The sequence below is a fragment of the Citrobacter sp. VF227 genome (assembly GCF_052950715.1).
The window spans coordinates 19,455-32,078 of record NZ_JBRFVF010000015.1; the positions used below are offsets into that span (position 1 = coordinate 19,455).

9 protein-coding genes are annotated in these 12,624 nt (G+C 52.0%); all 9 read right to left on the minus strand.

What is annotated here, in order from left to right:
* Nucleotides 1-32: 32 nt before the first annotated feature.
* On the minus strand, nucleotides 33-4,256 hold the full coding sequence (rpoC, locus tag ACU8YC_RS23645) for a DNA-directed RNA polymerase subunit beta' (protein WP_006688360.1): 4,224 nt from the start codon (nucleotides 4,254-4,256) through the stop codon (nucleotides 33-35).
* Nucleotides 4,257-4,332: 76 nt separating this feature from the next.
* Entirely contained in the window at nucleotides 4,333-8,361 is a 4,029-nt protein-coding gene (gene rpoB / locus ACU8YC_RS23650; protein WP_003033111.1) for a DNA-directed RNA polymerase subunit beta, read from the minus strand.
* A gap of 320 nt (nucleotides 8,362-8,681) precedes the next feature.
* Nucleotides 8,682-9,047: a 50S ribosomal protein L7/L12 gene (gene rplL / locus ACU8YC_RS23655; RefSeq protein WP_000028882.1), complete on the minus strand. Its 366-nt coding sequence runs from the start codon at nucleotides 9,045-9,047 to the stop codon at nucleotides 8,682-8,684.
* Nucleotides 9,048-9,113: 66 nt separating this feature from the next.
* On the minus strand, nucleotides 9,114-9,611 hold the full coding sequence (rplJ, locus tag ACU8YC_RS23660; RefSeq protein WP_005132895.1) for a 50S ribosomal protein L10: 498 nt from the start codon (nucleotides 9,609-9,611) through the stop codon (nucleotides 9,114-9,116).
* 414 nt (nucleotides 9,612-10,025) lie between these two features.
* On the minus strand, nucleotides 10,026-10,733 hold the full coding sequence (gene rplA, locus ACU8YC_RS23665; RefSeq protein ID WP_005132897.1) for a 50S ribosomal protein L1: 708 nt from the start codon (nucleotides 10,731-10,733) through the stop codon (nucleotides 10,026-10,028).
* A 3-nt stretch (nucleotides 10,734-10,736) separates the two neighbouring features.
* The gene (rplK, locus tag ACU8YC_RS23670) at nucleotides 10,737-11,165 is read right to left on the minus strand and encodes a 50S ribosomal protein L11 (protein ID WP_003033122.1); all 429 of its coding nucleotides are present in this window, start codon (nucleotides 11,163-11,165) and stop codon (nucleotides 10,737-10,739) included.
* Between the two features lie 155 nt (nucleotides 11,166-11,320).
* Nucleotides 11,321-11,866: a transcription termination/antitermination protein NusG gene (gene nusG / locus ACU8YC_RS23675; protein ID WP_003033125.1), complete on the minus strand. Its 546-nt coding sequence runs from the start codon at nucleotides 11,864-11,866 to the stop codon at nucleotides 11,321-11,323.
* A gap of 1 nt (nucleotide 11,867) precedes the next feature.
* Nucleotides 11,868-12,251 carry a preprotein translocase subunit SecE gene (secE, locus tag ACU8YC_RS23680; protein WP_003033128.1) on the minus strand — a complete coding sequence of 128 codons (384 nt, stop codon included), beginning with the start codon at nucleotides 12,249-12,251 and terminating at the stop codon, nucleotides 11,868-11,870.
* 230 nt (nucleotides 12,252-12,481) lie between these two features.
* Nucleotides 12,482-12,624 (minus strand): EF-Tu C-terminal domain-related protein (locus ACU8YC_RS23685; protein ID WP_446661267.1); only part of this gene is annotated, 143 nt, incomplete at its 5' end.

Below are 12,624 nucleotides of genomic sequence, written 5' to 3' on the forward strand. Positions count from 1 at the left end.
GAAGCGGGTTTTTTTATTATGGTCAGCAACGATTAATCGTTGTCAGAACCGCCCAGGCCTGCGTTCAGCAGTTCTGCCAGGCTGGCAGACGCATCTTCAGCAGTCACCTGCGGAGCAGCTGGCAGTTCGCCCGCTGCGCGACGGCGCATACGATCCTGGTGGTACGCGTAACCGGTACCTGCCGGGATCAGACGACCCACGATGACGTTCTCTTTCAGACCACGCAGTTCATCACGTTTACCTGCAACAGCGGCTTCGGTCAGGACACGCGTGGTTTCCTGGAACGATGCTGCAGAGATGAAGGACTCGGTTGCCAGAGACGCTTTGGTGATACCCAGCAGATCGCGGGAGAACGTTGCACCCACTTTGCCGTTCGCTTCCAGATCGCGGTTGGCAATCTTGACGCGGGAGTATTCAACCTGCTCGCCTTCCAGGAAGTCGGAGCTACCAGCGCTTTCGATGGTGGCTTTACGCAGCATCTGACGAACGATAACTTCAATGTGTTTATCGTTAATCTTAACGCCCTGCAGACGGTATACGTCCTGAACTTCGTTAACGATGTAACGAGTTACAGCATGCACACCACGCAGACGCAGGATGTCGTGCGGCGCTTCCGGACCGTCGGAAACCACGTCACCACGTTCTACACGTTCACCTTCGAACACGTTGAGCTGACGCCATTTCGGAATCATCTCTTCGTACGGTTCGCTACCGTCTACCGGGGTGATAACCAGACGACGTTTCCCTTTGGTTTCTTTACCGAAGGAAATGATACCGCTGATTTCAGCCAGGATTGCCGGTTCTTTCGGACGACGGGCTTCGAACAAGTCCGCAACGCGCGGCAGACCACCGGTGATATCCTTGGTACCGCCGGATTCCTGCGGAACACGCGCCAGGGTGTCACCAGAGCTGATCTGAACGCCATCTTCCAGCTGAACAATCGCTTTACCCGGCAGGAAGTACTGAGCCGGCATATCGGTGCCAGGGATCAGAACGTCGTTGCCCTGAGCATCAACAATTTTCAGTGCCGGACGCAGGTCTTTACCACCCGCAGTACGCTCTGCAGAATCCAGAACCACCAGAGAAGACAGACCGGTCAGCTCGTCGGTCTGACGAGTAATGGTCTGGCCGTCGATCATGTCAGTGAAGCGGACGAAGCCACTTACTTCGGTGATAACCGGCATGGTGTGCGGATCCCAGTTTGCTACGGTTTCGCCGCCAGCAACCTGTTCGCCATCACCCTTCGCCATAACGGAGCCGTAAGGCACTTTATAGCTTTCTTTGGTACGGCCGAATTCGTCGATCAGTTTCAGTTCGGTGTTACGTGAGGTGATAACCAGTTTACCGCTGGAGTTAACAACCGACTTCGCATTGCTCAGACGGATACTACCTTTGTTTTTCACCTGGATGCTGGATTCAGCAGCCGCACGGGATGCCGCACCACCGATGTGGAACGTACGCATCGTCAGCTGTGTACCCGGTTCACCGATGGACTGTGCCGCGATAACGCCGATTGCTTCACCTTTGTTGATGATGTGGCCACGCGCCAGGTCACGACCGTAGCAGTGCGCACACACACCAAAGTCGGTGTCACAGGATACAACGGAACGTACTTTGACGGAGTCAACGGAGTTCTCTTCCAACAGGTCACACCACTGTTCGTGCAGCAGCGTGTTGCGTGGAACCAGAATGTCCGCCGTACCCGGCTTCAGAACGTCTTCAGCAGTCACTCGACCCAGAACGCGATCGCGCAGCGGTTCTTTAACGTCACCACCCTCGATAACCGGGGTCATGGTGATGCCTTCCAGCGTGCCGCAATCGTCTTCAGTAACTACCAGGTCCTGCGCGACGTCAACCAGACGACGAGTCAGATAACCGGAGTTCGCTGTTTTCAGTGCGGTATCCGCCAGACCTTTACGCGCACCGTGAGTAGAGATGAAGTACTGGAGTACGTTCAGACCTTCACGGAAGTTCGCGGTGATTGGCGTTTCGATGATGGAGCCATCTGGCTTCGCCATCAGACCACGCATACCAGCCAGCTGACGAATCTGTGCTGCAGAACCACGCGCACCGGAGTCAGCCATCATGTAGATGCTGTTGAAGGAAACCTGCTGCTCTTCTACGCCGTCACGGTTAATCACGGTTTCGGTTTGCAGGTTATCCATCATCGCTTTGGATACACGATCGTTCGCCGCAGCCCAGATATCGATAACTTTGTTATAGCGTTCGCCTGCGGTTACCAGACCAGACTGGAACTGCTCCTGGATCTCAGCAACTTCAGCTTCCGCTTCAGAGATGATCTCGTGTTTCTTCTCTGGGATGACCATGTCATCAATACCAACAGATGCACCGGAACGCGCTGCATAAGCAAAACCGGTATACATTGTCTGGTCAGCGAAGATAACGGTCGGCTTCAGGCCCAGAATGCGGTAACAGGTGTTCAGCATTTTGGAGATTGCTTTCTTGCCCAGCGCCTGGTTGACGATGGAGAAAGGCAGACCTTTCGGTACGATCATCCACAGAATGGCGCGACCAATGGTCGTGTCTTTCAGGCTGGTGTGCGCAACGAATTCGCCGTTTTCATCTTTTTCATATTCAGTGATACGCACTTTAACGCGCGCATGCAGAGAGGCCAGGCCAGCGCGATAAATACGCTCAGCTTCTTTCGGGCCAGTCAGCACCATGCCTTCGCCTTTAGCGTTAACACAGTCACGGGTCATGTAGTACAGACCCAATACAACGTCCTGAGACGGAACGATGATAGGTTCGCCGTTCGCCGGAGACAGGATGTTGTTGGTAGACATCATCAGCGCACGCGCTTCGAGCTGGGCTTCCAGCGTCAGCGGTACGTGAACAGCCATCTGGTCACCATCGAAGTCGGCGTTATATGCCGCACAAACCAGCGGGTGCAGCTGGATAGCTTTACCTTCGATCAGTACCGGTTCAAATGCCTGGATACCCAGACGGTGCAGGGTTGGCGCACGGTTCAACAGTACCGGGTGTTCGCGGATAACTTCGTCCAGGATATCCCAAACGACAGCTTCTTCACGCTCAACCATTTTCTTCGCGGCTTTGATGGTGGTGGCGAGGCCACGCAGTTCCAACTTGCCGTAAATGAACGGTTTGAACAGTTCCAGTGCCATTTTCTTCGGCAGACCGCACTGATGCAGACGCAGGTATGGACCTACGGTGATTACAGAACGACCGGAGTAGTCAACTCGCTTACCGAGCAGGTTCTGACGGAAACGACCCTGTTTACCTTTGATCATGTCGGCCAAAGATTTCAGAGGACGTTTGTTAGAACCGGTGATCGCACGACCGCGACGACCGTTATCCAGCAGGGCGTCGACCGCTTCCTGCAGCATACGTTTTTCGTTGCGTACGATGATATCTGGCGCAGCCAGATCCAGCAGGCGCTTCAGACGGTTGTTACGGTTAATGACGCGACGATACAGATCGTTCAGGTCAGAAGTCGCGAAACGACCACCATCCAGCGGAACCAGCGGACGCAGATCTGGCGGCAGAACCGGCAGAACGGTCAGGATCATCCACTCTGGCTTGTTGCCAGACTGTACGAAGGCTTCCAGCAGTTTGATACGCTTGGTCAGCTTCTTACGCTTGGTTTCGGAGTTGGTTTCGTTCAGCTCTTCGCGCAGAGTTTCACACTCTTGCTCCAGATCCATGCTCTTCAGCAGGGCCTGGATTGCTTCCGCACCCATCTTCGCGTCGAATTCGTCACCGAACTCTTCCAGCGCGTCCAGATACTGCTCTTCAGTCAGGATCTGTTGACGTTCCAGGTTAGTCATACCGCCTTCGATAACCACATAAGATTCGAAGTACAGTACGCGTTCGATATCACGCAGCGGCATATCGAGCAGCAAACCGATACGGGACGGCAGAGATTTCAGGAACCAAATGTGAGCGGTCGGAGACGCCAGCTCAATGTGGCCCATACGCTCACGGCGTACTTTAGTCTGGGTCACTTCAACGCCGCACTTCTCACAGATCACACCACGGTGTTTCAGGCGCTTGTACTTACCGCACAGGCACTCATAGTCTTTTACTGGCCCAAAGATACGGGCGCAGAAAAGGCCGTCACGTTCAGGTTTGAACGTACGGTAGTTGATGGTTTCCGGCTTCTTAACTTCACCGAAAGACCATGAACGGATCATGTCTGGCGAGGCCAGAGCAATTTTGATCGCATCAAACTCTTCGGTTTTAGTCTGCGCTTTCAGAAACTTTAATAAATCTTTCACGGATTTGCTCCCGTCGGAGTTAGCACAATCTGGCGCTGGCAGTTACGCCAGCACCAGTGACCTGTTTGATCGAGAGTTACTCGTCTTCCAGCTCGATGTTGATACCCAGCGAACGAATCTCTTTCAACAGTACGTTGAAGGATTCCGGCATGCCTGGTTCCATCTGATGGTTGCCGTCCACGATGTTTTTATACATCTTAGTACGACCGTTCACGTCATCAGACTTAACGGTGAGCATTTCCTGCAGGGTGTATGCCGCGCCGTATGCTTCAAGCGCCCACACTTCCATCTCCCCGAAGCGCTGACCACCGAACTGCGCCTTACCACCCAGCGGCTGCTGAGTAACCAGGCTGTAAGAACCGGTAGAACGCGCATGCATTTTGTCATCAACCAGGTGGTTCAGTTTCAGCATGTACATGTAGCCAACGGTAACCTGGCGCTCGAACTGCTCACCGGTACGACCGTCGAACAGTGTGATCTGACCAGAAGTTGGCAGGCCACCCAGCTGTAACAGTTCCTTGATTTCAGACTCTTTCGCACCGTCGAATACCGGCGTTGCGATCGGCATACCTTTTTTCAGGTTTTCAGCCAGACGCAGAACTTCTTCATCGCTGAAGGTATTCAGGTCAACTTTCTGACGAACATCTGAACCCAGATCGTAAGCACGCTGGATGAATTCGCGCAGTTTCGCGACTTCTTGCTGCTGTTTCAGCATGGCGTTGATCTTATCGCCAATACCTTTCGCAGCCATACCCAGGTGGGTTTCAAGGATCTGACCGATGTTCATACGCGATGGTACGCCCAGCGGGTTCAGTACGATATCTACCGGTGTACCGTTAGCATCGTGTGGCATATCTTCGATCGGGTTGATCTTAGAGATAACACCCTTGTTACCGTGACGACCTGCCATCTTATCACCAGGCTGGATCCGACGTTTAACCGCCAGATAAACCTTAACAATCTTCAGCACGCCCGGTGCCAGATCGTCGCCCTGAGTGATTTTACGGCGTTTCGCTTCGAGTTTTTTCTCAAACTCGTGCTTCAGTTCGTCGTACTGTTCAGCCAGCTGTTCCAGCTGATTCTGTTTCTCTTCGTCGGTCAGGCCGAGTTCTAACCAGCGGTCACGCGGCAGTTTGTCGAGCTTCTCAGCTTCAACACCACCGGAAACCAGCACAGCGTAGATACGGCTGAACAGGCCAGCTTCGAGGATCTGCAGTTCTTCAGACAGGTCTTTTTTCGCCTGCTTCAGCTGCATCTCTTCGATTTCCAGCGCACGTTTGTCTTTTTCTACGCCATCGCGAGTAAAGACCTGAACGTCGATAATCGTACCGGAAACACCGTTTGGCACGCGCAGAGAAGAGTCTTTAACGTCAGACGCTTTCTCACCGAAGATCGCACGCAGCAGCTTCTCTTCTGGCGTCAGCTGGGTTTCACCTTTCGGCGTTACCTTACCAACCAGAATGTCGCCACCGGTCACTTCCGCACCGATATAAACGATACCGGATTCATCCAGTTTGGAGAGCGCAGCTTCACCTACGTTCGGGATGTCAGCGGTGATCTCTTCCGGCCCCAGCTTGGTGTCACGAGACACACATGCCAGTTCCTGGATGTGGATGGTGGTGAAACGGTCTTCCTGGACAACACGCTCGGATACGAGGATGGAGTCTTCGAAGTTATAACCATTCCATGGCATGAATGCCACGCGCATGTTCTGACCCAGCGCCAGTTCACCGAGGTCGGTGGATGGACCGTCTGCCAGCACATCACCACGTTCAACCGGCTCGCCCAGAGATACGCAAGGCATCTGGTTGATACAGGTGTTCTGGTTAGAACGGGTGTATTTGGTCAGGTTATAAATGTCGATACCTGCTTCGCCCGGGTACATCTCGTCTTCGTTAACTTTGATAACGATACGGGAAGCATCCACGTACTGAACAGTACCGCCACGTTTAGCAACTGCAGTAACACCGGAGTCAACGGCAACAGCACGTTCCATACCGGTACCAACCAGCGGCTTATCAGCTCGCAGAGTCGGAACCGCCTGACGTTGCATGTTCGCACCCATCAATGCACGGTTGGCGTCATCGTGTTCCAGGAACGGGATCAGGGACGCACCGACGGATACCACCTGCTGGGTGGATACGTCCATGTAGTCAACCTGGTCGCGGCTGAACAAGCTGGATTCGCCTTTGCTACGGCAGGTAACCAGGTCTTCTACAAAGTGGCCTTCGTCATCCAGGTTGGAGTTCGCCTGAGCGATAACGTAGTTACCTTCTTCGATAGCAGACAGGTAATGAATTTCGTCAGTTACAACACCGTCGGTTACTTTACGGTACGGCGTCTCGAGGAAACCGTATTCGTTAGTCTGTGCGTACACGGACAGGGAGTTGATCAGACCGATGTTCGGACCTTCAGGCGTTTCGATTGGACATACGCGACCGTAGTGAGTCGGGTGTACGTCTCGAACTTCGAAGCCTGCACGCTCACGGGTCAGACCGCCTGGGCCAAGTGCAGAGATACGACGTTTGTGCGTAATCTCAGACAGCGGGTTGTTCTGGTCCATAAACTGAGACAGCTGGCTGGAACCAAAGAACTCTTTCACTGCTGCAGAAATCGGCTTGGCGTTGATCATATCCTGAGGCATCAGGGTATCCAGATCGCCCAGAGACAGACGCTCTTTCACCGCACGCTCAACACGCACCAGGCCAACGCGGAATTGGTTTTCCGCCATTTCGCCTACGGAACGGATACGACGGTTGCCGAGGTGGTCGATATCATCGACTTCGCCTTTACCGTTACGGATATCGATGAGCTTCTTCATCACTTCGATGATGTCGTCTTTGCTCAGGATACCGGAACCTTCGATTTCGTCGCGCAGCAGAGAACGGTTGAACTTCATACGACCAACCGCAGACAGGTCATAGCGGTCTTCGGAGAAGAACAGGTTCTCAAACAGGCTTTCAGCAGCTTCACGAGTCGGCGGCTCACCAGGGCGCATCATGCGGTAGATTTCTACCAGCGCGCTCAGACGATCGTTGGTTGGGTCGACGCGTACAGTTTCAGAAATGTACGGACCGTGGTCCAGATCGTTAGTGAACAGCGTTTCGATACGTTTGTGGCCAGACTGGCTCAGCTTAGCCAGCAGATCCAGGCTCAGCTCCATGTTAGCTGCGCAGATCAGCTCGCCAGTAGATTCGTCAACGTAGTCTTTAGCCGCAACTTTACCAGCAATGTATTCAACCGGAACTTCGATATGTTTGATATCGTCTTTTTCCAGTTGGCGAATGTGGCGCGCAGTGATGCGACGGCCTTTTTCGACGTAGACTTTGCCATTAGCTTCGATGTCAAAGGAGGCGGTTTCACCACGCAGGCGTTCCGGCACCAGTTCCATCTGCAGCTTGTTGTCACGAATTTCGAAAACAACTTTCTCAAAGAACAGATCAAGGATCTGCTCAGTGGTGTAGTTCAGCGCACGCAGAATGATGGTCGCAGGCAGTTTACGGCGACGGTCAATACGTACGAACAGGTTGTCCTTCGGATCGAATTCGAAGTCCAGCCAGGAACCACGGTAAGGAATGATGCGCGCGTTATACAGCACTTTACCCGAAGAGTGGGTTTTACCTTTGTCGGAGTCAAAGAAGACGCCAGGACTACGGTGCAGCTGAGAAACGATAACACGTTCAGTACCGTTGATAACAAAGGTACCGTTGTCAGTCATGAGCGGAATTTCGCCCATGTAGACTTCTTGTTCTTTAATGTCTTTTACGGTGCCTTCCGGCGCTTCGCGCTCGTAGATCACCAGACGCAGTTTTACGCGCAGCGGTGCGGAATAGGTCACGCCACGGATCTGACATTCCTGAACGTCAAACACCGGTTCGCCAAGGCGGTAGCTGACGTATTGCAGCTCGGAATTACCGCTATAGCTCTGAATCGGGAAAACGGAACGGAAGGCTGCTTCCAGACCATACTGCCCTTCAGGATCTTGCTCGATGAACTTCTGAAACGAGTCAAGCTGGATAGAAAGGAGATAAGGTATGTCCAGTACTTGTGGACGTTTACCAAAATCCTTACGAATACGTTTTTTCTCGGTATAGGAGTAAACCATTAGGGTTCCTCAGCTCGCTGACAAGTCGACCCATCTGTCCGACGAAGGGACAGTTTGTGCAACACTATTTTGTTGACCGGAAAATCGAATACTTTCCGCAATGCCTGTTGCTATCACGCTTAAACCATTTCATTGCGATTTACACAGAACGGACGCTCTGTCGCAGTATATTAAGACGTCGATAGAAACAAGCATTGAAAGGCACAACAGTAGTCAAACAGTGTGAAATGCTACTGGCGCCTTACAGCGCAAAAAGGCTGGTGACTAAAAAGTCACCAGCCATCAGCCTAATTTCTTAGGCTGCAACCAGAAAAGTTGGCTTATTTAACTTCAACTTCAGCGCCAGCTTCTTCCAGAGATTTTTTCAGTGCTTCTGCGTCGTCTTTGCTCACGCCTTCTTTCAGCGCAGCCGGTGCAGATTCTACCAGGTCTTTAGCTTCTTTCAGACCCAGGCCAGTTGCGCCACGTACTGCTTTGATAACAGCAACTTTGTTAGCGCCAGCAGCTTTCAGAATTACGTCGAATTCAGTTTTTTCTTCAGCAGCTTCAGCCGGGCCAGCAGCTACAGCTACAGCAGCAGCAGCGGAAACACCGAATTTTTCTTCCATTGCAGAAATCAGTTCTACAACGTCCATTACGGACATAGCGGATACTGCTTCAATGATTTGATCTTTAGTGATAGACATTTAAATTGTTCCTGAAAATCAGAATAAGTTTATACGTAAGCAGATGCCTGAGAAAGATAACTGCGATTAAGCAGCTTCTTTCGCATCGCGTACAGCAGCCAGAGTACGAACCAGTTTGCCAGCCGAAGCTTCTTTCATGGTTGCCATCAGGCGTGCAATTGCTTCTTCGTAGGTCGGCAGGGTTGCCAGGCGATCGATGTTCGATGCCGTGATCAACTCACCTTCAAAGGCTGCGGCTTTGACCTCAAATTTTGCATTCGCTTTCGCGAACTCTTTGAACAGACGAGCAGCAGCGCCCGGGTGTTCCATAGAGTATGCAATCAGGGTCGGACCAACAAACGTGTCTTTCAGGCACTCAAACTGAGTACCTTCAACGACGCGGCGCAGCAGGGTGTTACGAACAACACGCATGTATACGCCAGCTTCACGACCTGCTTTACGCAGTTCAGTCATTTTATCTACAGTTACGCCACGGGAATCCGCAACTACTGCAGACAGCGCGCCTTTGGCTACTTCGCTGACTTCAGCAACAATCGCTTGTTTGTCTTGAAGATTTAAAGCCATTAGCTTTGCTCCTGGATGTTTGCCGGAACTCATGTTCCGGAACTCACTTCACTCTCCCCAACGGAGAGAGCGTCTAAATACGGTGAGCAGAAACAAGCCAGAGTATCAGAAATAATCTTAGCGTTCTGTCACCGTCTACGCAGGGCATTAAGTTTCTGACGAAACACCTGCGGTCTTCGACGGAGGCCTGGATAGGCCAGGCTCCAACGAACAAATCTTGTCTATCTGTCGTTATTCAATCTGTGGCGGCGTTGACTGTCTTCGTTCACACCAGTCACATAGTTAACTATGCTCCTGGCGATTCACTCAGTTGTCGCCTTGCCACAGCCTGAATATCTCGGATATACGTCTGCAATTAGCAGAAACGTGGGGGTAAGATTGTAGACAAAATCACCGCCCACGTAAAGGCGAATATTAGTTCGCCACAGTCGCAGTCAGACCGGACTGATCAACGGCAACACCAGCACCCATGGTGGTGGAGATGCTAACTTTCTTGATGTACACGCCTTTTGCCTGAGTCGGTTTTGCTTTTTTCAGCGCAACCAGCAGAGCTTCCAGGTTTTCTTTCAGTTTGTCAGCGTCAAAATCCACTTTACCGATGGTGGTGTGGATGATGCCGTTTTTGTCGTTACGGTAACGAACCTGACCCGCTTTAGCGTTCTTAACCGCTTCAGCAACGTTAGGGGTTACAGTACCAACTTTCGGGTTTGGCATCAGGCCGCGCGGACCCAGAACCTGACCCAGCTGGCCAACAACGCGCATTGCATCCGGAGAAGCAATAACAACGTCAAAGTTCATTTCGCCTTTCTTGATCTGGTCAGCCAGATCTTCCATACCTACCAGCTCAGCGCCTGCAGCTTTAGCAGCTTCAGCATTTGCGCCCTGGGTAAATACGGCTACGCGAACGGAACGGCCAGTACCGTGCGGCAGTACAGTTGCACCACGTACGTTCTGGTCAGATTTACGAGCGTCGATGCCGAGGTTAACAGCAACGTCCACGCTTTCTACGAATTTAGCAGTGGCCAGCTCTTTCAGCAGAGCGATAGCTTCGTTGATGTCGTACTGTTTAGTAGCATCAACTTTGTCACGGATCACGGACATGCGCTTGGTCAGTTTAGCCATTTCTTAGTCCTCCACTACCAGGCCCATGGAACGTGCAGTACCTTCAATGGAGCGAGTCATCGCTTCAATGTCGGAACCAGTCATGTCGGCAGCTTTGGTCTGCGCGATTTCCTGCAGCTGAGCGCGGGAAATTTTACCCACTTTGTCTTTGTTCGGCTTGCCGGAACCAGACTTGATACCAGCCGCTTTCTTCAGCAGAACTGCTGCCGGAGGCGTTTTGGTAACGAAAGTGAAAGAACGGTCAGCGTAAACGGTAATAACAACCGGAATCGGCAGACCTTTTTCCATGGAGTCAGTCTTAGCGTTGAACGCTTTGCAGAATTCCATGATGTTCACGCCTTGTTGACCCAGTGCTGGACCTACCGGCGGACTCGGGTTAGCCATACCAGCTGCAACCTGCAGCTTGACATAGGCTTGGACTTTCTTAGCCATTCTAAATTCCTCTGATTGGGTTATAGCGCCTCGAAGAGGCTCCCCGTGATTAAATTCGTTTTACGGATAGGATCCATAAAAACAAAAGGCGCGAAATTGTATTCCAATCTCGCGCCTTGTGCAACGATTAAATCGTCGCTTTTTTGATCGGCGTATTAGGCTTTTTCAACCTGCGCGAAGTCCAGTTCAACCGGAGTCGCACGACCGAAGATAGATACGGAAACTTTCAGACGAGACTTCTCGTAGTCCACTTCTTCAACGACGCCGTTAAAGTCAGCAAACGGACCGTCGCTAACACGAACCATTTCACCTGGCTCAAACATCGTTTTCGGACGCGGCTTATCGCCAACCTGCTGCAGACGGTTCATGATCGCATCAACTTCTTTGTCGCTGATCGGCGCCGGACGATCAGATGTACCGCCGATAAAGCCCATCACACGCGGCACGCTGCGCACCAGGTGCCAGCTTGCATCATTCATCACCATCTGGACCAGTACATAGCCCGGGAAGAATTTACGTTCGCTCTTGCGACGCTGGCCACCACGGATTTCAACCACTTCTTCGGTCGGCACCATGACTTCGCCAAAAAGCTCTTCCATATTTTGTAACTTGATATATTCGCGCAGCGACGTGGCTACGCGGCCTTCAAAACCGGAAAACGCCTGAACGACGTACCAGCGCTTTTTAGGGGCTTCAGACATCTTAGAACCTCAGGCCAGTGATAAAGGATACCAGGCGAACCAGAATACCATCCAGTCCCCACAGGATCAGTGACATTACTGCGGTAACCGCAGCCACAATTAATGTGGTGTGCAATGTTTCCTGGCGAGTTGGCCAAATGACCTTACGGACTTCGGTTCTCGCTTCACGGGCAAAAGCAACGGTCGCTTTACCTTTTGTTGTCAACAGCGCGACACCACCCGCTGCGGCAATCAGAATCACTACGGCCAGCGCACGCAGCGGCAGCATCATGTCACGATAGAGGTAGTTGCCAACGATAGCTACAAGCAGCAATACAGCGACAACAACCCACTTCATCGCTTCCAGGCCGCGCCCGCTTCCTTGAGCTTCGGTATTCGCACTCATAAACCAACCTGTCAGAAGTATTCTACAAACATTTTCACCCCGCGTAAGCGAGGCGATCCAAACCGAAATGCTCTGGTGCGTTTCGGACTAAACGCCCTCTTCAGAGCCTGTCTCAGCAATGATTATGACAAAAAAAATCACTGATGAGCCAGGTTCTGGTGTGAAAGCGTGCAAAAAGGGCATCAAATGATGCCCTTTTATTGCGCATTGCGTCAAATGTTATTCGGCAATTAGCTCATTACTTTGGCAACAACGCCCGCACCAACAGTACGGCCGCCTTCACGGATTGCGAAACGCAGACCGTCGTCCATCGCGATTGGGTGGATCAGGGTAACAACCATTTTGATGTTGTCGCCCGGCATTACCATCTCAA

Coding starts and splice junctions, on each gene's coding strand:
- rplJ (WP_005132895.1), bottom strand. CDS start 9,611: ATGGCTTTAAATCTTCAAGACAAACAAGCGATTGTTGCTGAAGTCAGC.
- rplA (WP_005132897.1), bottom strand. CDS start 10,733: ATGGCTAAACTGACCAAGCGCATGTCCGTGATCCGTGACAAAGTTGAT.
- rplL (WP_000028882.1), bottom strand. CDS start 9,047: ATGTCTATCACTAAAGATCAAATCATTGAAGCAGTATCCGCTATGTCC.
- secE (WP_003033128.1), bottom strand. CDS start 12,251: ATGAGTGCGAATACCGAAGCTCAAGGAAGCGGGCGCGGCCTGGAAGCG.
- rpoB (WP_003033111.1), bottom strand. CDS start 8,361: ATGGTTTACTCCTATACCGAGAAAAAACGTATTCGTAAGGATTTTGGT.
- nusG (WP_003033125.1), bottom strand. CDS start 11,866: ATGTCTGAAGCCCCTAAAAAGCGCTGGTACGTCGTTCAGGCGTTTTCC.
- rplK (WP_003033122.1), bottom strand. CDS start 11,165: ATGGCTAAGAAAGTCCAAGCCTATGTCAAGCTGCAGGTTGCAGCTGGT.